The organism is Rhizobium mongolense subsp. loessense (genome assembly GCF_900099775.1).
Taxonomy (GTDB): domain Bacteria; phylum Pseudomonadota; class Alphaproteobacteria; order Rhizobiales; family Rhizobiaceae; genus Rhizobium; species Rhizobium loessense.
The window spans coordinates 48309-74040 of sequence record NZ_FMTM01000011.1 but is presented as its reverse complement, the minus strand read 5'-3'; the positions used below and the strand labels follow the sequence as shown (position 1 = coordinate 74040).

The 25732-nt window shown below is 60.0% G+C and carries 25 protein-coding genes; 15 read left to right on the top strand and 10 right to left on the bottom strand.

The annotated features are described in order from the left end of the window. Window positions 1–14 precede the first annotated feature (14 nt). From BLP23_RS26905 to BLP23_RS33365, 7 genes are read left to right on the top strand one after another with little or no spacing between them, the layout of a single operon-like run. Window positions 15–959: an ABC transporter permease gene (locus tag BLP23_RS26905; RefSeq protein ID WP_092587793.1), complete on the top strand. Its 945-nt coding sequence runs from the start codon at window positions 15–17 to the stop codon at window positions 957–959. Beyond that, window positions 956–1873, top strand: coding sequence for an ABC transporter permease (locus tag BLP23_RS26900; RefSeq protein WP_092587792.1), 918 nt, complete (start codon window positions 956–958; stop codon window positions 1871–1873). Before BLP23_RS26905 ends, BLP23_RS26900 begins: the two co-directional genes overlap by 4 nt. Then, the gene (locus BLP23_RS26895) at window positions 1870–3570 is read left to right on the top strand and encodes a dipeptide ABC transporter ATP-binding protein (RefSeq protein ID WP_092587791.1); all 1701 of its coding nucleotides are present in this window, start codon (window positions 1870–1872) and stop codon (window positions 3568–3570) included. Before BLP23_RS26900 ends, BLP23_RS26895 begins: the two co-directional genes overlap by 4 nt. After that, window positions 3567–4616 (top strand): putative FMN-dependent luciferase-like monooxygenase, encoded by a 1050-nt coding sequence (locus BLP23_RS26890; protein WP_092587790.1) that lies wholly within the window; start codon window positions 3567–3569, stop codon window positions 4614–4616. The genes BLP23_RS26895 and BLP23_RS26890 overlap by 4 nt, the downstream gene beginning before the upstream one ends. 32 nt (window positions 4617–4648) lie before the next feature. Further along, window positions 4649–5281, top strand: coding sequence for a CMD domain protein (locus tag BLP23_RS26885; protein ID WP_092587789.1), 633 nt, complete (start codon window positions 4649–4651; stop codon window positions 5279–5281). 12 nt (window positions 5282–5293) lie between these two features. Next, window positions 5294–5905, top strand: coding sequence for an alkylhydroperoxidase domain protein (locus BLP23_RS26880; RefSeq protein ID WP_092587788.1), 612 nt, complete (start codon window positions 5294–5296; stop codon window positions 5903–5905). After that, window positions 5874–6107, top strand: coding sequence for a hypothetical protein (locus tag BLP23_RS33365; protein ID WP_139187120.1), 234 nt, complete (start codon window positions 5874–5876; stop codon window positions 6105–6107). The genes BLP23_RS26880 and BLP23_RS33365 overlap by 32 nt, the downstream gene beginning before the upstream one ends. A 161-nt stretch (window positions 6108–6268) precedes the next feature. On the opposite strand, the gene BLP23_RS26875 is transcribed toward BLP23_RS33365, so the two are convergent. The 10 genes from BLP23_RS26875 to groES form a co-directional block, all read right to left on the bottom strand. Beyond that, the gene (locus BLP23_RS26875; protein ID WP_092587859.1) at window positions 6269–7345 is read right to left on the bottom strand and encodes an ABC transporter ATP-binding protein; all 1077 of its coding nucleotides are present in this window, start codon (window positions 7343–7345) and stop codon (window positions 6269–6271) included. Window position 7346: 1 nt separating this feature from the next. Next, a complete protein-coding gene (locus BLP23_RS26870) occupies window positions 7347–9275 on the bottom strand; it encodes a glycoside hydrolase family 127 protein (protein ID WP_092587787.1) in 1929 nt (642 codons plus the stop codon). Window positions 9276–9298: 23 nt separating this feature from the next. Next, the gene (locus tag BLP23_RS26865; protein WP_092587786.1) at window positions 9299–10162 is read right to left on the bottom strand and encodes a carbohydrate ABC transporter permease; all 864 of its coding nucleotides are present in this window, start codon (window positions 10160–10162) and stop codon (window positions 9299–9301) included. Further along, on the bottom strand, window positions 10159–11073 hold the full coding sequence (locus BLP23_RS26860) for a carbohydrate ABC transporter permease (RefSeq protein WP_092587785.1): 915 nt from the start codon (window positions 11071–11073) through the stop codon (window positions 10159–10161). The genes BLP23_RS26865 and BLP23_RS26860 overlap by 4 nt, the downstream gene beginning before the upstream one ends. A gap of 74 nt (window positions 11074–11147) precedes the next feature. Then, window positions 11148–12386, bottom strand: coding sequence for an ABC transporter substrate-binding protein (locus tag BLP23_RS26855; protein WP_092587784.1), 1239 nt, complete (start codon window positions 12384–12386; stop codon window positions 11148–11150). 40 nt (window positions 12387–12426) lie between these two features. After that, on the bottom strand, window positions 12427–13449 hold the full coding sequence (locus tag BLP23_RS26850; RefSeq protein WP_208603206.1) for a LacI family DNA-binding transcriptional regulator: 1023 nt from the start codon (window positions 13447–13449) through the stop codon (window positions 12427–12429). Window positions 13450–13603: 154 nt separating this feature from the next. Further along, entirely contained in the window at window positions 13604–13891 is a 288-nt protein-coding gene (locus BLP23_RS26845) for a hypothetical protein (protein WP_022716313.1), read from the bottom strand. A gap of 247 nt (window positions 13892–14138) precedes the next feature. Further along, window positions 14139–14375: a hypothetical protein gene (locus tag BLP23_RS26840; RefSeq protein WP_092587857.1), complete on the bottom strand. Its 237-nt coding sequence runs from the start codon at window positions 14373–14375 to the stop codon at window positions 14139–14141. A gap of 53 nt (window positions 14376–14428) precedes the next feature. After that, window positions 14429–16060: a chaperonin GroEL gene (groL, locus tag BLP23_RS26835; RefSeq protein ID WP_092587783.1), complete on the bottom strand. Its 1632-nt coding sequence runs from the start codon at window positions 16058–16060 to the stop codon at window positions 14429–14431. A gap of 48 nt (window positions 16061–16108) precedes the next feature. After that, window positions 16109–16423 carry a co-chaperone GroES gene (groES, locus tag BLP23_RS26830; RefSeq protein ID WP_092587782.1) on the bottom strand — a complete coding sequence of 105 codons (315 nt, stop codon included), beginning with the start codon at window positions 16421–16423 and terminating at the stop codon, window positions 16109–16111. A gap of 343 nt (window positions 16424–16766) precedes the next feature. Here groES and BLP23_RS26825 point away from each other — a divergent pair, with 343 nt between their 5' ends. The 8 genes from BLP23_RS26825 to BLP23_RS26790 all read left to right on the top strand — a co-directional run bounded on the left by BLP23_RS26825 (window position 16767) and on the right by BLP23_RS26790 (window position 25726). Beyond that, window positions 16767–17273 (top strand): Hsp20/alpha crystallin family protein, encoded by a 507-nt coding sequence (locus tag BLP23_RS26825; RefSeq protein WP_092587781.1) that lies wholly within the window; start codon window positions 16767–16769, stop codon window positions 17271–17273. Between the two features lie 300 nt (window positions 17274–17573). Next, window positions 17574–17759, top strand: coding sequence for a hypothetical protein (locus BLP23_RS26820; protein ID WP_092587856.1), 186 nt, complete (start codon window positions 17574–17576; stop codon window positions 17757–17759). A 200-nt stretch (window positions 17760–17959) separates the two neighbouring features. Then, on the top strand, window positions 17960–18991 hold the full coding sequence (locus BLP23_RS26815) for a hydroxyacid dehydrogenase (protein ID WP_092587780.1): 1032 nt from the start codon (window positions 17960–17962) through the stop codon (window positions 18989–18991). Between the two features lie 323 nt (window positions 18992–19314). Then, window positions 19315–20478: an isovaleryl-CoA dehydrogenase gene (locus BLP23_RS26810; RefSeq protein WP_092587779.1), complete on the top strand. Its 1164-nt coding sequence runs from the start codon at window positions 19315–19317 to the stop codon at window positions 20476–20478. After that, window positions 20475–22082 (top strand): carboxyl transferase domain-containing protein, encoded by a 1608-nt coding sequence (locus tag BLP23_RS26805; protein ID WP_092587778.1) that lies wholly within the window; start codon window positions 20475–20477, stop codon window positions 22080–22082. The genes BLP23_RS26810 and BLP23_RS26805 overlap by 4 nt, the downstream gene beginning before the upstream one ends. Window positions 22083–22089: 7 nt before the next feature. Then, window positions 22090–24069, top strand: coding sequence for an acetyl/propionyl/methylcrotonyl-CoA carboxylase subunit alpha (locus BLP23_RS26800; protein ID WP_092587777.1), 1980 nt, complete (start codon window positions 22090–22092; stop codon window positions 24067–24069). Further along, the gene (locus tag BLP23_RS26795; protein ID WP_092587776.1) at window positions 24069–24938 is read left to right on the top strand and encodes a hydroxymethylglutaryl-CoA lyase; all 870 of its coding nucleotides are present in this window, start codon (window positions 24069–24071) and stop codon (window positions 24936–24938) included. Before BLP23_RS26800 ends, BLP23_RS26795 begins: the two co-directional genes overlap by 1 nt. After that, window positions 24938–25726 (top strand): crotonase/enoyl-CoA hydratase family protein, encoded by a 789-nt coding sequence (locus BLP23_RS26790; protein ID WP_092587775.1) that lies wholly within the window; start codon window positions 24938–24940, stop codon window positions 25724–25726. Before BLP23_RS26795 ends, BLP23_RS26790 begins: the two co-directional genes overlap by 1 nt. The last annotated feature ends 6 nt before the right edge of the window (window positions 25727–25732 follow it).

Here is a 25732-nt window from a genome sequence, read left to right as displayed (position 1 = left end):
AGACGGAGTTTGCCATGGCAAGATATGTTCTTTCACGCATAGGGCAGGCGCTTCTGGTGCTCTGGGCCGCCTTCACGATTTCCTTCGTGCTGCTGCAGGCGATGCCCGGCGACGCGGTGCTGATCAAATTCCAGAACCCGGAATACGGCCTCAGCCCGGAACAGCTGGCCGATATTCGTGCAGCCTACGCAGCAGACGGGTCTCTTGCGTCGCAATATCTCCAAACAATCGGCAATTTTCTGACCGGCAATTTCGGCTATTCGCTGCAGCGCGGTGTCGCCGTCAACGCGCAGCTTGCCGCCAACCTGCCCTCGACCATCCGGCTTGCAGGGCTCGGCTTTGCCACCGCTTTAATCCTCGCCGTCATTCTTGCGGTCCTTTGCAACATTCCGGGCCTCGGCCGGCTTCGTTCGTTCTTTCATTCTATCCCTTCGCTGTTCGTCTCCGTGCCCACCTTCTGGCTCGGCATCATGCTGATCCAGATATTCTCGTTCCGGCTGAAACTCGTGCCGGTGATCAATCCCGGGCCATGGGAGGGACTGATCCTTCCCGTCCTGACCGTTGCCGTTCCGATTTCTGCACCGATGGCGCAAATCCTGCTTCGGAACATCGATGAGGTTCTTACGCGTCCATTCGTGGCTGTTGCGCGCGCCAAGGGCGCATCGCATTACTGGGTGTTGTGGCGCCATGTCGCAAGGAACGCACTGCTGCCAGTACTGACGGTGGCTGGTGTGCTCTTCGGCGAACTGCTGGCCGGCGCCGTCGTGACCGAAGCCGTCTTTGGTCTCAACGGAATCGGCGGCCTCGCCGAACAGGCAGTGTCCTTCCAGGATGTAGCGGTTTTGCAGGCGATCGTCGTCATATCTGCAGCCACCTTCGTCGCCATAAACCTTGCGATCGATCTGCTCTATCCCGTGCTCGATCCGCGACTGAAAACCAAATTGGGGACCGCTCGATGACCCAGTTCGACAGTGCAGAACGGCACCTCAGTATCGAAAGTCCGGATCCGGTCGCCTGGCTCGCGGAAGCACCGGTCGCCGATGAGGCGCTGCCGACCGCCGAAGGAAAGAGGCACGGGATTCGCGTCCAGCCCGACTTTGTGCTCGCTGTTGTGATCCTGACGCTTGTCCTTTTATGGGCTGCCATTCCAGGGCTCTTTACCGCGTATGACCCGATCCAGGGGCAGGCGGGTCAGCAATTGAAACCGCCTGGGGCAGCGCATCTGCTCGGTACGGATTCGCTCGGCCGCGATCTTTATGCGCGGCTCGTTCATGGTTCGGTGCATACGCTTTCCGGCGCGCTTGCGGCTGTCGCCATCGGCATTGCCATCGGCACGGCGCTTGGCCTTCTTGCGGGTTCCTTAGGCGGTTTGGTTGACGGGGTCATCATGCGTCTCATGGACGTGCTGCTCTCGATCCCGGCCCTATTGCTGTCGCTCAGCATCATCATCCTTCTCGGCTTCGGCACGACAAACGCTGCAATCGCCGTCGGCGTGACGTCGATTGCAAGCTTTGCCCGTATCGTACGCTCGGAGGTCGTGACGGTGCGCCGCAGCGAATATGTCGAGGCGGCCTTCGGCAGCGGCGCCACGTTCCTGAAAGTGCTATGGCGCCACGTTCTGCCGAATTCGCTGACTTCTGTCATTGCATTTGCAGCGCTGCAGGTGGGCTCGGCCATCCTGCAACTTTCGACCCTCGGTTTTCTGGGCTACGGCGCGCCACCACCGACGCCGGAATGGGGCCTGCTGATTGCCGAAGGCCGCAATTATATCGCAACCGCATGGTGGCTGACGGCTGCACCCGGCATCGCTGTGGTGCTCGTCGTTCTCTCGGTTAACCGGATCAGCCAGGCAATCGGAAAGGTGCAGAGATGACGATCCAACCTGTCAATCGGCCGAAGGGCGCGACCCAGCCCGCCGCAGTCCTCGAGGTGTCGGGGCTGACAGTCTCCTACAGCGATCGGAACGGAACACGCACTGCGGTACGCGGGATCGATTTTCGCGTGGATCCGGGCGAGGTCGTGGCGCTTGTCGGCGAGTCAGGCTCGGGCAAGAGCTCGACTGCGCAGGCAATCATCGGCCTTCTGCCGGAAAACGGACGCCTAGAGAAAGGCAGTATCCGGCTGAACCGGCAGGAGATTGCCGACTGGCCCCAGAAGCGGCTCGATGGCATTCGCGGTTCAATCGTGAGCTTGATACCGCAGGATCCTGGCAACGCGCTCAATCCGGTCAAGACGATCGGCAAACAGGTGGCGGAGATCTTTGCAATCCACGACCAGTCCTCCGGACCGGTTGCCTATGCTCAGGCAATCGAACTGCTTGGGCGCGTCGGCCTCTATCAGCCGACGATGCGTGCCCAGCAGTATCCGCACGAGCTGTCCGGCGGCATGAAGCAGCGCGTGCTGATTGCGATTGCCATTGCACTGAGACCCTCGCTGATTATTGCCGACGAGCCGACGAGCGCGCTCGATGTGACGGTCCAGAAGCACATTCTCGACCTCATCGACGCGCTGCGCCGCGAATATGGGACAGCGCTTCTATTGGTGACCCACGATCTTGGAGTTGCCGCCGACCGAGCCGACAAACTGGTCGTGCTGCATCATGGCCGCATTCAGGAACAAGGCCGTACCGGCGATATCCTGAGGGCGCCGCAAAGTGCATATACGCGACAGCTTTTTGCCAACGCGCCGTCTCTCAATGCCGGTCGAAGGCGCGTGCCGGCTGCTGCAGGAGCGCCGGCCGCAGAGCCGGACGATATCATCGTTGTCGAAAATCTGATCCAGGATTTCGGCCTCGGCGGACAGAAAAGCCACTTTCGCGCCGTCGACGACATCTCGTTTCGGGTCCGGCGCGGCACGACTCATGCGCTTGTCGGTGAATCGGGATCGGGCAAGACAACGACAATCCGTACTGTGGCGGCCTTCCAGAAGCCGACGGCGGGGAACGTCTTCGTCGATGGTCTTGATCTCGCTGGTCTGGGCGGTGAAACGCTGAGGCTCTTTCGCAAGAAGATCCAGCTCGTCTATCAGAATCCCTTTAGCTCACTCGATCCGCGCCAGACCATTGCACGGATCGTCGAGGAGCCACTTTTGAACTTCGATCGGATCTCACGCGCCGAACGGGTTGAAAGGGTCGCAAGCACGCTCGAAAGGGTGGGGCTGACGCTCGATATGCTGCCGCGCAGGCCCCATGCGCTTTCCGGCGGACAGCGTCAGCGCGTTGCGATTGCTCGTGCGCTGGTCCTTGGTCCGCAGATCCTCGTTCTCGACGAGGCGGTCTCAGCGCTCGACGTTACCGTGCAGGCGCAGATCCTGGCATTGCTTGACAAACTGCAGCGCGAGCTCGGGCTCACCTATCTTTTCGTCTCCCACGATCTCGCCGTGGTCCGCCAGATCGCCGACACAGTCTCGGTGCTGAAAGAAGGAAAGCTCGTCGACGGCGGGCCGGTGGAGGCTGTCTTCGGCGATCCGCAGCATGCCTACACGCGCGAGTTGATCGCTGCCATTCCCGGCAAGAAATATCCGCCGATCCCGAGGCGGCCGTCGTTGACCAGTGCAGGAACGAGCCCATGAGATATCCAGTCCAGCCGAAGCGTCTCGGCTTTTTCAGCCGGGTACTCGACCAGGCCGATCCGGCAACCCGCTACCGGCTGGTTGCCGAGCAGATCGTCCATGCGGAAAAGCTCGGATTCGATAGCGCCTGGATTGCCCAACATCACTTCAATGGCGAAGAAGGGGGGCTTCCTTCACCCCTTATCCTTCTTGCCGAACTTGCGGCGCGAACATCGCGTATCCGGCTCGGAACAGGCGTGATCACGCTTCCGATGGAGAATGCGATTCGTGTTGCGGAGGACACGGCGGTTCTCGATATTATTTCGAATGGCCGGCTTGAAATCGGATTCGGCACGGGCGGCACGCCTTTAGCCTTCCTGCCGTTCGGCCTGCAAAGTGCCGATCGCGGCCAGGTCTATGCCAGAAGCCTTGCGATGGTGCGCGATGCCTGGGCCGGCCGCGAGCTGGAAGGCGGCAACCGCCTCTATCCAGATGCGCCGCACTTGCTTGATCATGTGTGGCAGGCGACGTTTTCCGTCGACGGCGGTGAGCGTGCTGGTCGTGATGGTGATGGTCTCATGCTTTCGCGGACGCAGCCGCGTCCGCTTGAAGCCCCGTCTGCCGAGCTTTGGGAATTGCAAAATCCGATCATCGATACCTATCTCGGAGCGCTGCCCGATCGCCGCGCGCCGCGCATTCTTGGTTCCCGCAGCCTCTTTGTCGCCGATGACCGGAAGGAGGCGCTGCATTTTGCCGAACTCGGGCTCAAGCGTAGCGTCGAGCGTTTTGTCGCAAGCGGTCATAAGATTGCAGGCACGACAACCGAAAACCTCATCAAGGCATTCGATGTGCATGTCGGGACGCCGGACGACGTGATTGCGTCGCTGAAGGCCGATACTGCGCTGTTAAGAGTGACCGATCTCGTCTTCCAGGTGCATTCGGTTGATCCGCCGCAAGAGCATATCCTGCGCTCGTTGGAATTGACGGCAACCATGGTGGCGCCGGCGCTTGGCTGGACGGGCCAGGCTCCGCTTCATCAGGAGCGGCGCCTTGCAGCCAACGCCTGATATTTTCGGCTACCCAAGAAAGGTTAACGACCATGGCCTCTTCGACACCAGACGTTATCGATCTCTTAGCCGGCATCCGCGCCGGATCCTTCGTCGATCGCATTCGTGCGGAACGGCCTGAAACACGCGCAAATGCGCAAAAGAGCTATCTGGCACTTTTCGAGCCAGTACAGGAAGGAGACATCTTGCGGGTGGAGAGGTTTGCCGTTGCGGCCTTCGTTGCGGGATTGCACGATGCAAGCGCGGTAGCAGAATTCTACACGGCCGGGATCGTCGAGACGGCGGGCGGCGCTTCTCTTGCCGCAGCCGTCAAAGCCGAGGTCGAGAAGGGGCGTACGCATGGCCCCTACGGCAAGTATCCGGCGGGACCCCTATCGGTTGGAGACACGTCGGGCCTGGTCTTTGAGGTATCCGATTTTGGACGCGTCGCTCTCGGAGTTAAGCTTTCGGCGGCGCTTGAACACGGCCATCTGCTGGTCTTCCGGCCGCGAGAGGCTTCTCCGGCTGCCTTGCAAAAATTGCTGGATGCCGGTTGGAGCACGACGGCGATCGTGACGCTTTCGCAGATCGTTTCCTTCCTTGCATTCCAGATTCGCGTGATCACGGGGCTTGCGGCGCTATCCAGGGCGGGCGAGGGGACACTTGCTTCGGCAGCAGCCGAATAAGGAGACGATTACATGACCGAGATTGCAATCCATCCTGAGCTCGAGTACCGCCCGAGCGTCTTCACACAGGCCGAGATTGGCTGGACACCCTGGCTGGCGCCGCTCGTAGAAGAAGAACTGACAGATCGGCATTGGGCCGGGCTCGTTGATCCGTCGCGCGCCAAGTCGGCCTACTTCATGCTGCTTGTACGCGATCCGGAGATCCTGGAGGCTCGCACGAAGACCGACAAGGACATCTTCTACAATACGGCGGCGGGTCTGCCACGCGCCGATAGGGAGCTGTCTGCGACGGCCGCGTCGCGGGTGAACGGCTGCATTTTCTGCGCCTCGGTCCATTCCCGTTTTGCCTCTCATTATTCCAAGCGCACCAGCGATGTTCAGCGCCTGCTCGACGAAGGGACAGATACCGACCTCGGCAGCCTCAGATGGAATGCAATCGTCGAGGCTTCGGTCGCTTTGACGGCGACTCCATCCGCCTTCAATGAAGAAGAGATTGCCCGGCTGCGGTCCGAAGGTCTGAACGATCTGGAAATTGCCGACGCCATCCATGGTGCCGCTTTCTTCAACTGGGCCAACCGACTGATGCTCTCGCTTGGCGAGCCGACACCTGCGGCTGACGCCTGATGGTGCCGGAACGATATCGGGCACGAAGATTGCCGATTGTGTGTCACTGATCGAGTATCCACGTTTGAAGAATGGCCCGCCACCGTGGACGGTGAGCCATTTGGTTGAGGGTGCCGTAGCCGCCCGCGATGTCGCCGCTTTCGGCGACTTCACCGACATCGCCGCGTACCAGGACTACACCGAGCATCAAAAGAAAGGTTGAGCGAGCCGACGTCATCAAGCGTGAGGCTGACGGACTTCAGCGCCTTGGTGAAGGTCGAATGGGGAAGTGCGGCGGATCAATCTTGCCCCGTGTGCAATTTTGTTCCGAGATCGAGCAAATGCACACGGAGCCGGGTTTCGGTCTCGATCGAGAGAAGATTTTTAATCCGCAAGCCGCGTCCCATCTGCATCGAAGAAGCGGCGCTTGGCCATCTCGCTTGCAAGATGGACGGTGCAGCCGGCCTCGATTGTGAGCGAAGACCTGTGTTCAGCGGTAACGGTCTGCCCATCATCGAGCTGGCAGTAGAGGTACTGGGTTCCGCCCAGGTACTCAAAGAAATCAACGCGCGCTCTAAGCGTCTGCGCCGCAGCTTCAGCGACAATGAAGTGCTCCGGGCGAATGCCGAATGTAAGCCTGTCGCCGGCTGAAAGCTTGCCAGGTGCAATCGGCGCCGGAATGACGGTCCCGGCGATGCTGATTGTGCCGTCGCCCGACCATGTCGCTTGCAGTAAATTCATCCGCGGTGAGCCGATGAAGCCCGCTACGAAGACATTGGCCGGGTTCTCATAGACTTCACGCGGCGTTCCTTCTTGTTCGATACGCCCATCGCGCAGAACGACGATCTTGTCGGCAAGCGTCATCGCCTCGGTCTGGTCATGCGTCACATAGATCATCGTGTTGCCGAGTTCGCGATGCAGCCGAGCAATCTCGATGCGCATCGAGACCCGCAATTCGGCATCGAGATTGGATAGCGGCTCGTCGAATAAAAACACGTCCGGCTTGCGCACGATTGCCCGCCCGATCGCTACGCGCTGGCGCTGACCGCCGGAGAGTTGTCCAGGCCTGCGGTCGAGCAGGTGCTCGATCTTCAAGATCGAGGACGTGGCCTTCACACGTGCTTCGATCTCTGCTGCCGACGTTTTCGCCATCTTCAGTGCGAAGGCGAGGTTTTCGCGTACGCTCATGTGCGGGTAAAGCGCATAGGACTGAAACACCATGGCAATGCCGCGCTCGGAGGGATCGAGATCGGTGACGTTGCGTCCCTTGATCTCGATCTCGCCGTCGGTGACCTCTTCCAATCCGGCAATCATGCGAAGCAGCGTCGACTTTCCGCAGCCCGAGGGTCCCACGAAGACAACGAAGGAGCCTTCGGCAATTTCAAGGTCGATGCCATGAATGACATCGAGGCTGGCGAAACTCTTGCGCACGCCCGCCAGCACGACGCCAGTGTCAGCCAGTTTACTCACCGCGTTCTTCACCTGCTCTTACCCAGACAAGCATCTCACCTGGCGCTCGATTGTCCCAGAACGGATAGGGCACGAAGCGCGCAGTCGTTTCGCGTGCATGTGGCGGCGACGCCCTGTAAAGGGCGCTGCCCCAATCGGCCTCATCGCGCCTTGCGGGCACATCCAGAGCAACGGCACCACGAAGCTCGGCGACTTCGGAAGTCGTCGCTTTCGAAACGTCGCCATTGAGCCGGATTCCATTCAAGCCGGAGCCGTTGTCGGTTGCCTCCACGCAGTAGACCAGAGGTCCTCGCATCAAAGCGGTGCGGCCGGCATCCTGGCGCACGAGCGGATTGGCAAAGAGCGAGCGCGCCGCAAGAGGAATGTCGAGATCGACGTGATCGCCGTTTTTCCATTCCCGCTCGATGCGGGCATAGCCGTCGAGCATCACGGATGAAAGATCAAGCGCCTCGCCATTCACCTTGATCGCCACGCCGTTTGCCCATTCGGGGATACGAAGCGACAATGCGAAACGCGCCGACCTTTCCGTTACAATGTCGAAACATATGGCGCCATCCCAAGGATAGCGCGTCTCCTGCGCGAGCGTGATCTTGGAGCCGCCGATTTCAAAATGCGCCTTGCTTTCTCCGTAGAGATGGACGGCGATCTCGTTGTCGGCAACGGCATACATATACGACCCGATGGAGGAAAGCAGGCGGGCAATATTCGGCGGGCAGCACGGGCAATGATGCCAGATCCAGCGATGGTGCTTGCCGGCACTTTCAAGTGGATTTTCATAGAAGAACGTGCGGCCGTCGAGCGAAATACCGGCCATTGCGCCATTGTAAAGCGCCTGTTCCATGATGTCGGCATAGCGGCGGTTCGGGCCGCGGCCGAGCATGCGGCTTGCCCAGAAGACGAGGCCGACCGAAGCGCAGGTTTCCGCATAGGCGCTTTCGTTCGGCAAGTCGTAGTAGTCGGTGAAGCCCTCATTTGCCGCGGCCGGGCCGATGCCGCCTGTAATATACATCTGCTTGGTAGTAAGGTCGTCCCAGAGTATTTCGAGCGCTGCAGTCAGCGTATCGTCGTTATATTCCGTGGCGATATCGGCCATGCCGGAATAAAGATACATCGCACGCACCGCATGGCCGACCACCTTCTTCTGTGCGCGCACTGGTTGATGCGCCTGATTGTATTCGTAGGTCTTCTGGATGAAATTTGCCGGATCGCGCCCATCGCGGATCGCCTCTTCTGTGAAGAAATGCGGCTCTGTGCCACGCTCGTCTATGAAATACTTGGCGAGATCCAGATACTTCTTCTCGCCTGTCACTCGCGCGAGTTTCACGAGCGCAAGTTCGATCTCCTCATGGCCACAATAGCCCGGTATCTGGCCCTCGCCATGGCCGAAGACCTTGATCATATAATCGGCATACCGGCACATGATGTCGAGCAGCCTTCGCTTGCCCGTCGCCTGATAATAGGCAACGGCGCCCTCGATCAGATGTCCGGCGCAGTATAGCTCGTGGTGATCGCGCAGATTGGTCCAGCGGCGACCGGGCTGAACACGTTGGAACCAGGCATTCAGGTAACCGTCCCCGTCCTGCAGCTTCTCGTACATGTCGATGATTTCGTCGACGCGCGCCTCAAGTTGGGCATTGGGGCGGCGGTAGAGCGAATAGGCAACCGTCTCGATCGACTTTCCAAGGTCGCTGTCCCAGAACATCTGCGTCGTACCGCCCCAGGGCTGAATTGGAATGACGACACCGGGGCTCGGATGGCTGGTATCGATCGCGCGCAGCATCCCCGCCTCCACGCAGCGGTCGAGAAGTGTCTCGGCCGTGGACTCGCAGATCGCATCCTGACGGTCCCCGAAGACCCCGTAAAGCTCGACGCTTGGAACGGGCAGGGGGCGGAACTGGCGGTCTCGTTTTGGCTTGTTCATGGCTTCATCCGTTGTAGCTGGGTTCATTTTACCGCGCCGGCCATCAACCCGCGCAAGTAGTAGCGTTGCAAAAGCAGGAAGACGATGAGGCAGGGGATCGTCATGACGACGACACCGGCCTGCACAGCACCCCAGTTGATGGCGCCAAGGCGGCCGGCGCGCACCGCCGTCATGAGGACCGGCAGGGTGTATTTCTCGTTGCTGGAGAGCAGCACAAGTGCCGCCAGGAACTCATTCCAGGCATTCAGGAACGCAAAGATCGCGACGGTTGCGACACCCGGCAGGACGAGGGGCAACAGCACGCGCGCGAGGAGTTTTAAATCACGGGCGCCGTCGATGCGCGCAGCCTCCTCGATCTCCTTCGGCACGGCGTCGAAAGCATTTCGCATCATGAAGACGGAAAAGGGTAGCTGAAGCGTCACATAGACCAGCGTCAGCCCAAGAAGCGAATTGTTGAGCCCGAGCTTTGCAAGGATGATGAAAAGCGGCGTCAGGATCGACTGGAACGGGATCATCAGTGTCGTGATGATCAGCACGAAGAGCACGTTCTTCAGAGGAAAGCGGTAACGCGAAAATCCGTAGCCCGCAAGCAGGCTGACTGCAACCGTGAGCACCACGGTCGCAAGGGAAACGAGCAGCGAATTGATCATATGCCGCCAGATGCCGGCGCCGAAGGTATCCAGCAATCTGTAGGAATCGAAACTTATTCCCGCGGTCGGCCATGGCGGCAGGGGCGGCAGGCTCGCTTCGGTTCCGTGTCGGAACGAGGCAAGCAGCGTGACGGCGAAAGGCGCCAGAAAGAAGATCGCGATGGCGATGCCGGTCAAGTGATAGGCCGACTTCGAGCGCAAGCGCCTTCGTGCGCGTTGTTCCTTCGCCGAAATCATGGGTGGTCCTCTCCGACACGGAGCAGCCAGAGCTGCACGATGCTGATCGCCACCAGGATCGCGAGAAGCACGATCGAGAGCGCTGCGCCATAGCCGAGATTGAAGGACACGAAGGACTGATTGAAGATGTAGTAGACGACCGAGATCATCTTGTTCTGCGGTCCGCCGGCCGTCATGATGTAGAACTGGTCAAAGGCGAGGATCGACCCGGTGACGGAGACGATCAGCGCCAGTGCGATCGTCTTGCGCATCAGCGGCAGTGTCAGGTGCACGAAGCGTTGCCAACGCCCGGCGCCATCGATGCGGGCCGCCTCGGTGAGTTCGGCGGGAATAGCTTGAAGTCCGGTCAAGAGGATGATCATGGTGAAGCCTGCAATCTTCCAGACCACCATCACGACAATCGTCAGAAACGCCGTGTCGAAAGTCGCGAGCAGGTTGGGGCTCTTTGCCACGAGGCCGAGGCTTTTCAAGGCGGGACCGATGAAACCGCTGTCGACATTGGCGAGCCAAACCCAAAGCAGCGAGGCCGTCGCAAGACCGACGACCACGGGCAGGAAGATGACCGTGCGGTAGGCGCTGACAAACTGCCGCTCTTTCTCGACGAAGATCGCGAGCGGAAAGGCGACCGAAAAGATCGCGATCGTGACGATCACGGTATAATAGGCCGTAAAATTCAGCGCTGTTATGAAGCGGCTGTCGTTATACATGCGAAAATAGTTGTTGAATCCGATCCAGCGCGATGCGCCCATCAGCGGCCAGTTGTGAAGGCTCATCCATCCGGTGAAAAGCACCGGCATGATGAAGAAGACGATAACGAGCGCCATGGCCGGCGCGATATAGGCAAGGCCGCGCCATTGCGATCTCCGACGCCTGCGCGCGCAAGATTGGCGCCGTAAGCCTGAACCTGTCATCGAGAACGCTCCGTATCTGTCGTTGGGGTTGGCCGGGAAGCTGCCACTCTTCCCGGCCGGCGGCCGGGAGAGGATTATTGGCCGCTGTCTATGATCGATTGCATTTCCGACTGGGCGCTTGAAAAAGCGCCGTCGACATCGTCGCCGAAGATCGCGGCATTGGTGAAGCTGGCCCAAGGGCCGTTGGCGCTGTTGATCAGATCGTTGAACTGCAGCGTATAGGGTGTCTTGGCAACACCAATGGCCTTGAGGCCGACCTGCATGCGCGGATCGAGCCCTTCCAGTACTTTCTCGGCGATATCGCCGCGCGTTGGCAGGCTGCCGTATTTCGCCATGACCTTCTGGCCATCGACTGAGTAGACGTATTCGAGGAATTCCTTCACTGCGTCGATCTTCTTCGTGCCCTTGGTGATGACGAAATTATCGCCACCGGCGAAGGAGGAGGGCTTTCCGTCGACGCCGGGAATGAGTGTGACCCCGAAGTTGATGTCCGGATGTTCGGTCACAAGCGTGCCGATGGCAAAAGCGCCGAGGCTCTGCTGACCGATTTTGCCATTGGTGAAGGTGAGGAAGTTCGCGCCGTTGTCGCTTGCGGCTCCCGCCGGCACGAGGTCCTTCTTGACCATGTTGCGATAGATATCGACGGCCTTGCGCATCTGCGGGGTATCGAGCGTTGCTGTCTTGCTGTCGGCCGACAGGATATCTGCGCCGGCACCCCACACGAGCGGCGTGAAGGTGAATATCATGCAGCCACCACAGCCGCCCCCGGAGAAATAAAAGCCGTAGGTGTCGTCGCCGAGCCCGCGGATCTTTTCCGCATTGGCGGTGATCTCGTCCCACGTTGCCGGTGCCTTTTCCGGGTCGAGACCGGCCTTCTTGTAGAGATCCTTGTTCCAGGCGAAGACCGATGTCTCGACGGAGAGAGGCAGGCCGTAGATGCGGTCCTGATAGGTTCCAAGGCGAACGTGTGACGGCGACAGCGAATTGAAATAGGGCAGAGACTTTGCCCAGTCCGTCAGGTCCTCCAACTGGCCGGCCGCAGCAAAGGCCGGGTTATAGATAAGATCCATCGAAAGGGCGTCGGGGGCCTGTCCGCCGGCAATGGCGGTCGCATATTTCTGCACCAGTTCGGAAAATGGCACCTCGGTTGCGACGACCTGGTTTTCGTGGTTGGCGTTGTAGGCTTCGACCACCTTGTTGAAGGCGTCGCCGATCCCCGAGCGGACCCACATTTCAACTTTTTCGGCGGCCGATACTCCGGAAACCAGGCATAGGGTAGCGATGCTGGTCGCTGCTATTAGGCGCTTGATCATGACATTCCTCCCAATATGGCGCGTCTCCTCGCGCCGCTTCTCATTCTTCGCGGGCATCACTCCCGCATGACTGCCGCACGATCAAACGGCACGGCAATTTCCGCACGCCGGGCTCGACGGGCCGGCCTTCGGCGAGGGCAAGCACGGTCAATCCTGCCTGACGCCCGAGCTCCTTCAATTCCATGTCGATCGTCGTCAGCGGCGGCCGGGTCTGTGCGGCGACGATCTCCCAATTGTCAAAGCCGACCACGGAAACGTCCTCCGGTACCTTGACGCCCCGTTCGCGCAGCGCGTCGACGACGCCGCGGGCAATCTGATCGTTGCCGCAGAAGATGCCATCGGGTTTTTCTCCGGCGCGGCTCCATATCTGGTCGACCGCTTCGTGACCCCAGGCCTCTGCCCACACGCCGTAAAGAACCGGTTCACCGTCACCTGCCAGTTCGCGATAAGCAAAAGCGCGTTCGCGCACCGAAAAGAAGCTTTCAGGACCAGTAATATGGGCGATGCGCAAACGCCCGAGCCCGATGAGCAATTCCACGGCGAGCCTTGCGCCCTGTGCGTCGTCCGAGCGGAAGCTTACGCTGCCCGGCATACCTTCGGTAAAGGCATAGACAACGGGTACAGGAAGGCTCGACAAATCGACCGGAAGCTGCCGATCGACCCGTTTTCCCGATGCGATGATGCCATCGACCTGCTTGTCCAGCATCGCATCCACATGAATCTGCCCAAGGGCCGGATCATCCTCGATCGCACAAAGGAAAACCGAAACTCCGTGATCGACAAGCGCTTCCGAAATGCCTGCCATCACCGGAAGTGTGAAGCGTCCATAGGTATCGTTGGTCAAAAGCCCGATAGTGAAGCTGCGTTTGCTCAAGAGGCCACGCGCCAGCGCGTTCGGCCTGAAGCCGATTTCCCGCGCAATGCGCTTGACCCGCTCGCGTGTCTCCTCGCCCATGCGGCCCGTATCGTTCAGCGCCTTCGAGGCCGTCGAGATACTGACCCCGGCCGCAGCGGCTAGATCGTGGATCGTAGTGCGGGTCTGCTTTCTTCCAGTATGGTCCAAAGTCTCATTCTCTCACCCGTGACCATGCAAGAGAAAACCTTTTCGCAACAACAATGTCAATTGCGAAAACGTTTTCTCAGCTCCTGGAAAACGATCGTTTAGGCGTTGAACGGCAGACTGGTCAGGATCAAAAGTCTGATGAGGATCTGGGTCCCTACTTATTCTTCAGCAGCCACATCTTGCCAGCCATTGTGATCCCGTAGACGTCCTTTGAAGCATCATGGTCGAGATGGCGCCGTTCCAGAAACCCTGACGCTTTCAATTCGTCCAGTGCCTTGCTGGTTACAGATTTCACTTTCTGCGGACGTTCTTTCCAACGGTCGGTTTTCGCGTACGTCACCGTGGCGTTTTGGTGCGTCCACTTCTTCATCGGCTGAGGATAAAGATCGCCGTCTCTTGCGAGTTTCAGTGCTGCGACCTGCGATGGCGTAAGTTCAATCATGGCTGCGATAAGTCCTATGGTGGCGTTCTTTACCGCGACTTAGCACAGATTCATGGAGCCTCCTCAAAAAAGGGGCGAAAAATTCAGATCATCGGCAAGCGGCGGACATGCAGGGCCGCAAAGGATGTCGCCAGCGCCTCGCCGGCAGACCGTCTGCTCCTGCTATTGAGCTTTTGTCTTCCCATCTCACTGCCTGCCCGTTTGCGGGTTTCAAACGGGCATGACCAGTCTTGGCCATCCATTCACTCTACTGTTCGCGCGGTGCGATAAGACCGCGAGCCGCCTCTACCATGACCTTCAGATGGTCTGGGCTGCGCACGCCCTGGCGATAGAGTTCGATCGTTATGGCAGCAATCCGCTCCGCTTCTTCGCAATCCTTGGCCACGTTGGCTTCCGATCGAATCTCGTCGAATACGCATTGGCACATCTCAAGGTCACGGGCATCGAGCGGCACGTCCGATCTGTTGATGATCGTCTGAACCATCTTGACCTCCATTCGGTACGGCCCGCCCGTCGCCAGGCGGGCCGTATGTCAACCTAGAAGTCCATGCCGGCTCCGGGGGGCATAGCAGGGGCAGCGGCTTCCTTTTTTGGCTTTTCCGCCACCATTGCTTCCGTCGTCACCAGCAGGCCGGCAACGGAGGCAGCATCTTGAAGCGCTGTGCGCACGACCTTGGCCGGGTCGATCACGCCCATCTGATAGAGATCGCCATATTCATTGGTCTGAGCATTCCAGCCGTAGGAGAATTCGGCTTTTTCGCGCAGCTTGCCGACGACGATCGAACCTTCCGCCCCGGCATTCTCGGCGATCTGGCGCACCGGAGATTCGATTGCGCGCCGGACGATTTCGATGCCGACACGCTGGTCAGAATTGGCAGTGGTGAGGTTGTCGAGCGCCTTGACGGCGCGCAGCAGCGCTACACCGCCGCCTGGCAGGATGCCTTCCTCGACTGCCGCGCGGGTCGCATGTAGTGCATCGTCGACACGGTCCTTCTTTTCCTTCACTTCGACTTCCGTCGAGCCGCCGACGCGGATGACGGCAACGCCGCCTGCGAGCTTGGCAAGGCGTTCCTGCAGCTTCTCGCGATCGTAGTCGGAGGTGGTTTCTTCGATCTGCGCCTTAATCTGGACAACGCGGCCTTCGATGTCGGACTTGGCGCCGGCGCCGTCGATGATCGTGGTGTTTTCCTTGTCGATCGCGATTTTCTTTGTGCGGCCGAGCATGTCGAGGGTGACGGACTCGAGCTTGATGCCGAGGTCTTCGGAGATGACCGTACCACCGGTCAGGATCGCAATGTCCTCGAGCATGGCCTTGCGGCGGTCGCCGAAGCCCGGAGCCTTGACGGCAGCAATCTTCAGCCCGCCGCGCAGCTTGTTGACGACGAGCGTTGCAAGCGCTTCGCCTTCGACGTCTTCAGCGATGATCAGCAGCGGCTTGCCCGATTGCACGACGGCTTCGAGAACCGGAAGCATCGACTGCAGGTTCGAGAGCTTCTTCTCGTGGATGAGAACATAGGGATCCTCGAGCTCGACCCGCATCTTGTCCTGATTGGTCACGAAGTACGGTGACAGGTAGCCGCGGTCAAACTGCATGCCTTCGACGACTTCGAGTTCGGTTTCGGCGGTCTTGGCTTCTTCGACGGTGATGACGCCTTCATTGCCGACCTTCTGCATGGCTTCAGCAAGGAAACTGCCGATTTCGGCATCCCCGTTGGCGGAGATCGAGCCGACCTGGGCGATCTCGGCATTATTGGAGATCTTGCGGGCGTTGTTCTTCAGTTCCTTGACGACGGCATCGACAGCAAGATCGATACCACGCTTCAGGTCCATCGGGTTCATGCCGGCAGCAACGGCCTTGGCGCCTTCGCGAACGATCGCCTGGGCAAGAACGGTCGCCGTCGTCGTGCCGTCGCCGGCAACGTCGCTGGTCTTCGACGCGACTTCGCGCAGCATCTGCGCGCCCATGTTTTCGAACTTGTCCTCAAGTTCGATTTCCTTGGCGACCGAAACACCGTCCTTGGTGATGCGCGGCGCGCCGAAGGACTTGTCGATCACGACGTTACGGCCCTTCGGACCGAGCGTCACCTTGACCGCGTTGGCAAGCACGTCGACCCCGCGCAGCATGCGGTCACGCGCGTCGGTGTGGAATTTGACTTCTTTGGCAGCCATGTTTTTACTCCTCCATTGGTAGCCGGCTGGCGTTAGCTGAAGGGCGCCTCAAGCGGCCTTCTTGCCGGCCGCCGGAACCTCGATGATGCCCATTACGTCGCTTTCCTTCATGATCAGCAGATCTTCGCCGTTAATCTTGATCTCGGTTCCGGACCATTTGCCGAACAGGATACGGTCGCCCGCCTTGACGTCGAGCGGCTGGATCTGGCCGGCGTCATTGCGCGCGCCGGGGCCGACGGCGATGACTTCGCCTTCCTGCGGCTTTTCCTTGGCGGTGTCGGGAATGATGATGCCGCCTTTGGTCCTTTCTTCGGACTCAACACGGCGGACGAGAATGCGATCATGAAGCGGTCGGAACGTCATGTCTTCCTCCATGGACAAACGATGATGATCACTTATCACGCTCCCGGACCAGTTGACCAATCCGGGCGTCTGCCGAGCCTTCCTGACCGCTCGGCGGAAAAAATCTGCTACCGATTTTTTCGAATTTCAAGAGGGCGACTGCAAAAAATTAGCACTCTTGTCAGGAGAGTGCTAACGCGCCGGAACGGAAGCTTCGCCATCAGCGTTTAACCTGTGATGCGACGCAGGCAGTTCTGCGCAGTGTCAAGTGTTTGGAAGAGTGACTCATGCAGTCGCCTGATGCCCATTTGGGCAAAGGCGAGAGCGCCGGATGATCTGGCGCGTTGAAAACATGGAGGCTTAGATGAGCGTTCGTGATCTCATTCCCTGGGGCCGCAGCAACAGTCCGGTCCCGACAGGCTATGGAGGCAGAGACCAGCATCCGTTCCTTGCGCTTCATCGCGAGATGAACAGGTTGTTCGATGATGTCTTCCGCGGCGTCGAAGGCCATTTTCCGACTGTCGGGTCCGGTTTCATGTTCGAAACGGCCTGGCCGAAGATCGAAGTCTCGGAGACCGACAAGGACATCCGTATCGTCGCCGAAATCCCAGGAATGGACGAGAAGGATATCGAACTTCTGATCGACAATGGCATCCTGACGATCCGCGGTGAAAAGCGGGCCGACAGCGAGGATAAGGACCGGCAATTCTCCGAGCGGTTCTATGGCCGCTTCGAACGCCGCCTATCGCTCAATAACGAGGTGCAGGAAGACAAGGTCGACGCTTCGTTCAAAAACGGCGTCTTGACGATCACCCTGCCACGCTCCGAAACGGCGCAATCGACCGCCAAGCGCATTACGATCAACAGCTAGGCGCCGCCGAACACCGTTGCCAAACCGCATCCGTGGGCCGGGAAAGAGGGCGGGATCGCTGGAAGCGATCCCGCCCTCTTCGCCTCGGCCTCTCGACGATAATGGCCGATGCTTTTCGGGAACCGGGCCTTGAGCGAGCGCCCGGATGATATCGTCCATCGGCAATCGCTCGCGAGTGAAGCATCAGGCTCACTTCAGCCGTGGTCCGTGAAAAGACGCTGGAAATCGCCGTGCTCCCTCGCCAGGTTGACTTTCCTCAGAAATGAGAACATAAAGGGAACAAATGTAACGGAGATGCTCATGACGCACGCAGAACTCGTTATACAGAATGCCTTGGCTTTTGTTGCTGCATCCCGCTCGGCGCGCGAGCGCGATCTGGAACGCCGTGAAAAGCTCCTCGAGCGGATCCAGTTGATGAGACCGCCGAACCGATATCTCGTCAAGACGCGCGGCGGCGAGCAGCTCAAGCTTGACCTCGGTCACTGAGGCGTCTGCCTAGGCAGAGGGTGTTGCCTGCGCCTGATTTGCTATAGACCTTCATCGAAAATCGCGCTCTTGTCCGAGGGGCGGCGATCACAACACGCCCTTGAAATGGCCGCGAAACCTCGGGCTGGCGTCTGAACGAATGCGGGTTGCTCTTGGGTGCGTTAAGCAGGCGGCCCTGAAGTGCTGCGGGAGGAGAAGAGATGGCACATGACGAGCGGCCACTGGCGATCAGCGCGCCGGAGCCGCGCACGCTCGATCTGATCTTTACCGAGGCGGCGCGAAAACAGTTGCACGCCAGATATCAGATCATCGAGGCCGATCCGGAAAATATCGCCGGGCTCGGCGATGGCATTCTCGGCAAGGCGCGTTACATCATCGGCCAGCCGCCGTTGTCGGCCGGGACCTTGGCGCGTATGCCCGAACTGCGCTGCGTGCTGAACGTCGAAAGCAATCTCATCAACAATATGCCTTATGAAATCCTCTTTGAGCGCGGCATTCACGTCGTCACAACGGGACAGGTCTTTGCCGAACCCGTGGCGGAGATCGGTCTGGGTTTTGCACTTTCGCTCGCGCGCGGCATCGTTGACCAGGACTTGGCATTTCGTAATGGCAGAGAGCTTTGGGGCGGAGAGGGCAATGCAAGTTCCCGTCTGATTGCAGGCTCCGAGATCGGCATCATCGGCTTTGGCGACCTCGGCAAGGCACTCCGGCGCGTGCTTTGCGGTTTCCGGGCGAAGATCCGGGTCTTCGATCCCTGGCTGCCGCGCTCCATCCTGGAGGAGAACGGCGTCGAAGCGGCGAGCCTAAGAGAGGTCCTAACCGAGAGCGATTTCGTTTTTGTCGTTGCGGCGGTGACCAGTGAGAACAAGCAATTCCTCAATGCTGAGGCGTTTGCCAGCATGCGGCCCGGCTCGGCGTTCATCCTGCTCAGTCGGGCCGATGTCGTCGATTTCGATGCACTGATGGCCGCCGTCGCATCTGGCCATATCGTTGCGGCAAGCGACGTGTATCCGGAAGAGCCGCTGCCGCTTCACCATCCGGTGCGCAGTTTAAAGGGGTTCATCCGCTCAGCCCATCGTGCCGGCGCACTCGACAGTGCCTTCAAGAAGATGGGCGACATGGTGTTGGAGGACATGGACCTGATGGACCGCGGTTTGCCGCCCATGCGGTGCAAGCGCGCCGAGCGTGAGACCGTTTCGCGCATGCGCTCGAAGGGCGTGAAGATCAATTGATCAGGTGTGCGGTGGCGCGTGCCAACAGCGCCGGCTGCGGGCCGGCTGCTTGCCGCATCAAAATGGCGGCGGCAGATGGTTCAATAACCGCCGATCAAGCACCTTTATGAAAATATCGCCAGCATGGCCGTTCGCTTTTCGATTGATGCGCAACGGTAGCATTTTTGGTGGGGAAATTCTGCGGATCGGGTGCTATCGTTCTGACATGGACTGAGGAAGCGGAGGAGCAATGCTTCCAGTATCATGGATCAACACTGCGACCTCGAAGGAGAGCAGATGCCGGTGACGATGCGGCGCGATCGACGGCTAAGGGGAGAGGCCGGATGTATTCAGGTGGGTTGAATTTCGCACTCGGTGACGAGATCGAAGCCTTGCGCGAAAGTGTCAGGCGGTTTGCGAGTGGACGCATTGCGCCGCTGGCGGCAGAGACCGATCGCAGTAACAATTTTCCAGCACCGCTCTGGCGGGAGATGGGAGATATGGGCCTGCTCGGCATCACGGCGGACGACGCTTATGGCGGCGCAGGTCTTGGTTATCTCGCCCATTGCGTCGCCATGGAGGAGATCAGTCGCGCCTCGGCCTCTGTCGGCTTGAGCTATGGGGCGCATTCCAACCTGTGCGTCAATCAGATCAACCGCAACGGCAATGACGCGCAAAAGAGCCGCTATCTGCCCAAGCTTATCTCGGGCGAACATGTCGGCGCACTCGCCATGTCGGAGCCGGATGCCGGTTCTGATGTCGTTTCGATGAAGCTCAAGGCCGAAAAGCGCGGCGACCGATACTTCCTGAACGGCAACAAGATGTGGATCACCAATGGCCCGGATGCCGATCTTCTCGTGGTCTACGCCAAGACCGACCCTGAGGCCGGACCGCGCGGAATCACGGCGTTCCTTGTCGAGAAGACCTTCCAGGGGTTTGCGACAGGCCAGAAACTCGACAAGCTCGGAATGCGGGGTTCGAACACCTGCGAGCTGATCTTTCGAGACTGCGAAGTGCCAGAGGAGAACGTGCTGGGCGCAATCGGCGACGGCGTGAAGATACTGATGTCAGGCCTGGATTACGAACGCGTGGTGCTTTCGGCCGGTCCCGTCGGTATCATGGCGGCTTGCGTCGATCTTGTTCTGCCCTATCTGCATGAACGCAAGCAGTTCGGCCGGGCGATCGGCGAATTCCAGTTGATGCAGGCCAAGCTCGCCGACATGTATGTGACGCTGAATACGGCGCGCGCCTATGCCTATGCGGTGGCGGCGGCCTGCGACCGCGGCGAGACGACCCGCAAGGATGCTGCAGGTTGCATTCTTTATGCAGCGGAAAAGGCAACTGGCATGGCGCTCGAAGCGATCCAGGCGCTTGGCGGCAATGGCTACACCAATGATTATGCCGCAGGGCGGCTCTTGAGGGACGCCAAGCTCTACGAGATCGGCGCCGGAACCTCCGAAATCCGGCGAATGCTGATCGGACGCGAGCTCTTTGCGGAGACGGCATGACCGTACTCAAATCTCAGATTGCGATCAATTCTGAAACCTTCAGGGCCAATCAGGCGGCCATGCAGGAGGCTATCAGGCTTGTTGAGGACGTCGCGCGATCGGCCCAGGACGGCGGCGGAACGGCGGCACGCGAGCGGCATGTGGGTCGCGGCAAGATGCTGCCGCGCGACAGGGTCATGGGATTGATCGACCCGGCAACACCGTTTCTGGAGATTGCTGCGACAGCTGCTTACGGCATGTACGGCGATGAGGCGCCGGCAGCCGGGCTGATCACGGGAATCGGTCGCATCGCAGGTCGCGAATGCATGATCGTCTGCAACGATGCGACGGTCAAAGGCGGCACTTACTATCCGATGACGGTGAAGAAGCACCTAAGGGCGCAGGAGATCGCAGCGGCGAACAACCTGCCCTGCATCTATTTGGTTGATTCCGGCGGCGCCAATCTGCCCAACCAGGACGAGGTCTTTCCCGATCGTGATCACTTCGGCCGGATCTTCTTCAACCAGGCCAATATGTCGGCGGCCGGAATCCCGCAGATTGCCGTGGTGATGGGCTCTTGCACGGCAGGTGGCGCCTATGTCCCTGCCATGTCTGACGAAGCCATCATCGTGGAAGGGCAGGGAACCATCTTCCTCGCGGGGCCGCCGCTTGTCAAAGCGGCGACGGGCGAGGTGGTCTCTGCCGAAGAGCTCGGCGGCGGCGACGTGCACACGCGCCTTTCTGGCGTTGCCGACTATCTGGCGCGCGACGATACCCACGCCCTGGCGCTGACACGCCGCGCCGTTGCATCGCTGAACCGGCAAAAAGCGCATACGGTCGAGCTTCGCCAAGCAGAGCCGCCGCACTACGATCCGGAGGAAATCGCCGGTATCGTGCCCGCCGACCTTCGCACGCCCTACGAGGTCCGCGAGGTTATCGCCCGCATCGTCGACGGTTCGCGTTTTGACGAGTTCAAGGCGCGCTACGGCGCCACGCTCGTCTGCGGCTTTGCGCATATCCATGGCATCCCTGTCGGGATCCTTGCCAACAACGGCGTCCTGTTTTCTGAATCTGCGGTCAAGGGCGCACATTTTGTCGAGCTCTGCTCGCAACGGAAAATCCCGCTGGTCTTTTTGCAGAACATCACCGGCTTCATGGTCGGGCGCAAATACGAGACGGAAGGTATCGCCAAGCATGGCGCCAAACTGGTCACGGCGGTGGCAACCACCAAGGTACCGAAGATCACCATGTTGATCGGCGGCTCCTTCGGCGCCGGCAATTACGGCATGGCGGGCCGGGCCTTTTTGCCGCGCTTCCTCTGGACCTGGCCGAACAGCAGGATTTCCGTAATGGGCGGCGAGCAGGCGGCAGGCGTGCTTGCGACCGTTCGCAGCGAAGCGCTGATCCGCGCCGGAACGCCCTGGAATGCAGAAGACGAGGCGGCTTTCAAAAAGCCGGTTCTCGATCTCTTCGAAAGCCAGAGCCATCCCCTCTATGCCTCCGCCCGCCTTTGGGACGACGGCATCATCGGCCCTGCAAAGAGCCGCGATGTGCTCGGCCTGTCGCTGTCAGCGGCGCTGAATGCGCCGATCGAGGACACGCGCTTCGGTCTGTTTAGGATGTGAGGCTGCGATGTTTGGAAAGATCCTGATTGCGAACCGTGGTGAAATCGCCTGCCGTATCATTCGTACCGCCCGCCGCCTGGGCGTGCGCACAGCCACGGTCTATTCCGATGCCGACAGCGGCGCGCTGCACGCCGAGCTTGCTGACGAAGCGATCCGCATTGGCGGTGCGGCGGCCCATGAAAGTTATCTCTCGATCGAGCGTGTCATAGAATCGGCCAAGCGGGCTGGCGCCGATGCAATCCATCCGGGCTATGGCTTTCTTTCGGAAAACGCCGAGTTTGCCGAGGCTGTCGAGGCAGCGGGGATCGTCTTCATAGGTCCGCAGCCGATGGCGATCCGGGCAATGGGCCGCAAGGATGCCGCCAAGGCGCTGATGGAAAGCGCCGGCGTTCCGATCGTGCCCGGCTATCACGGCGACGACCAGGATGCGGACCTTTTGGCGGGCAAGGCATCCGAGATCGGCTTCCCCGTTCTCATTAAGGCGCGCGCGGGCGGCGGCGGCAAGGGCATGCGTCGAGTCGACCGGGCCGAAGAGCTTTTATCTGCCCTGGAGGCGGCAAGGCGCGAGGCGAAGGCGGCATTCGGCGATGATGCCGTGCTTATCGAAAAATACCTGCTTCGATCGCGTCATATCGAGGTACAGGTTTTCGGAGACCGGCACGGCAATGTCGTCCATCTTTTCGAGCGCGATTGTTCACTCCAGCGGCGCCACCAGAAGGTCATCGAGGAAGCGCCGGCTCCGGGCATGACCTCCGAGATGCGTCGCGCCATGGGCGAAGCGGCCGTGCGCGCTGCGCGGGCGATCGATTATCGCGGCGCGGGGACCGTGGAGTTCATCGCCGATGTCTCGAAGGGATTGCGGCCGGACCGCTTCTTCTTCATGGAAATGAACACGCGTCTGCAGGTCGAGCATCCGGTAACGGAGGCGATTACGGGCGTTGATCTCGTCGAATGGCAATTGCGGGTGGCAGCCGGTGAGCCACTTCCGAAAAAACAATCCGAGCTGAAGATCGACGGCTGGGCCTTCGAGGCGCGCATTTACGCGGAGGACGCTGCAAGGGGCTTTTTACCCGCCACGGGCGTGATCGACGACATGCGGTTCCCAAAGGACGGCGTGCGGATCGATGCAGGCGTCAGGGCAGGCGATCGGATTTCTGCCCATTACGATCCGCTGATCGCCAAGATGATCGCACATGGCGCAAATCGCTCCGAAGCGCTTGGGGTGTTGACGCGGGCACTGCAGGCATCCCACATTACCGGGACGGTGAGCAATATCGGTTTTCTGACCAACCTGAGCCGTCAGGAGGAGTTTGTCTCTGGCCACCCGGACACTGGTCTGATCGAGCGCAATCTTGAGACCCTGACCGCAATTCCAGCTGCCGAAGACACGGTGATTGCGCTTGCGGCGGTGCTGTCGCTGGAGGGCAAGAGCCACGGCAGCGATCCGTGGGACACGCTCGGCCATTGGCAGCTCTGGGGCGAAATGCAGCGTAAAGTGACGTTGGAACATGCAGGCAGTCTTGCAAGTCTGTGCGTCGTCGCACGAGGCTTCGGTATGTTCGCCGTTCATGACGGCCGCCGGGTGATTCCCATTAAGATCGTCAGCCGCCATGCCGACCGTTTGCAGGTGGAGACCGATGGCAGACAGGTTTCTGTCGAGGTGGAGCGCGGGACGCATCGGTTGTGCCTGCGGCTTGACGGCATTTCGCACCTCTTTGCGCTGCCCGATCCGCTGGACGGCACTGCCTCAGAAGCGGAGGTCGGCGATCGCCTGATCGCGCCGATGCCAGGCTTCGTCAAGATCGTGTGGACAAGCGAAGGTGCGGCCGTCTCGAAGGGCGCGCCGCTGATCGTCATGGAGGCCATGAAAATGGAGCTGACGCTGACCGCTACGCGAGACGCCATTGTGGAAAGCGTTCACGCAAGTGAGGGGCAGCAGGTTTCCGAGGGCGCCGTCCTCGTCACCCTGAAGGCTGGAGAGGCATGATGACGGCTTCACACCAGCAACATGTTTCAATCGTCGAGATGGCACCGCGTGACGGTCTGCAAAATGAGCAACACTTCATCGGGACGGCAGACAAGATTGCTCTTGTCGATATGCTGTCTGATTGCGGCTACGAGCGCATCGAGGTGACAAGTTTCGTGAGCCCGAAATGGGTGCCGCAGCTTGTCGACGCAGCCGAAGTGATGGCCCGAATTCGCCGCGTACCTGGCGTGCGGTATGCCGTCCTCACCCCCAACATGAAGGGCTTTGAGGCGGCACTTTCGGCACGGGCGGACGAGATCGCGATCTTTGCCGCAGCTTCCGAAAGCTTCTCCCAGCATAATATCAATTGCTCGATTGCCGAGAGCATCGACCGTTTCGGCCCCGTCGCGCAGGCAAGCAGAGCGCATGGCATTCCACTGCGCGGCTATGTCAGCTGTGTCGTCGAATGCCCCTATGAAGGTGCCGTACCGCCGGCCAATGCCGCGAAGGTCGTCGCATTGCTGAGGGAACTTGGATGCTATGAGGTCAGCCTTGGCGATACGATCGGCCGCGGGACACCGGAAGCCGTGGCAAGGATGCTCGCCGCCGTGCTTGACGAGGCGCCTGCCACAATGCTTGCCGGCCATTTCCACGACACCTCAGGCCGTGCACTCGAAAATATCGACGTTGCGCTCGACCAAGGACTTCGCGTCTTCGACGCCTCGATCGGCGGGCTCGGAGGCTGTCCTTACGCACCGGGTGCAAAGGGCAACGTCGACACCATGGCCGTCGCGCAACATCTCGCGGCAAGAGGTTTTTCGACAGGACTTGCGGAAGACAAGCTGCGGCAGACAGCCGCCTTTGCCCGTGAGCTGAGGAGTAGGTCGTAATGCCTGAAACGCTTCACATCGATATCGACGCCCGCGGCCTTGCGCGGCTGACGCTTGCGCGGCCCGAAAAGCACAACGCGATCTCGACTCAGATGATGGATGAACTGACCGCCGCATCAAAGGCTCTCGGGGAAGATCGCAGCGTTCGGGTTATCGTGCTTGCCGCACAGGGGACAAGCTTCTGCGCGGGCGGCGATCTCGGTTGGATGCGCGCGCAGTTTGAGGCGGGGCGGGCTGAGCGGATTTCCGAGGCAAGGCGGCTTGCCACCATGTTCCGTGCATTGAATGATCTTCCGAAGCCGGTGATCGCCCGTGTTCAGGGCAATGCCTTTGGGGGCGGTGTCGGTCTTCTCAGTGTTTGCGATCTTGTGATCGCCGCCGAAAGCACCCGTTTCGGCCTGACCGAAGTTCGCCTCGGCATCATCCCGGCAACGATCAGTCCTTTCGTCGTCGCGCGGATCGGCGAAGGAGCTGCCCGGCCGCTCATGATGTCCGGTAAACTGATCAGCGCATCGGAGGCAGAGGCCGGCGGGCTGGTCGCGCAGGTTGTCCCCACTGTGGATCTAGATGCGGCAGTCGAGGCCGAAGTCGGGCATTTCCTGAAGGCGTCGCCTGATGCAGTGGCAAGAGCCAAGACACTTGCGCGCTCGCTCGGTATGCCGATCACGGACGCGGTCATCGAAAGTGTCGTCGAGCAATTAGCCGACACTTGGGAAACGGAAGAGGCGCGCGAAGGCATTGTCGCCTTTTTCGAACGACGGGTGCCATCCTGGCGAAGTGATGCTTGAATTGAG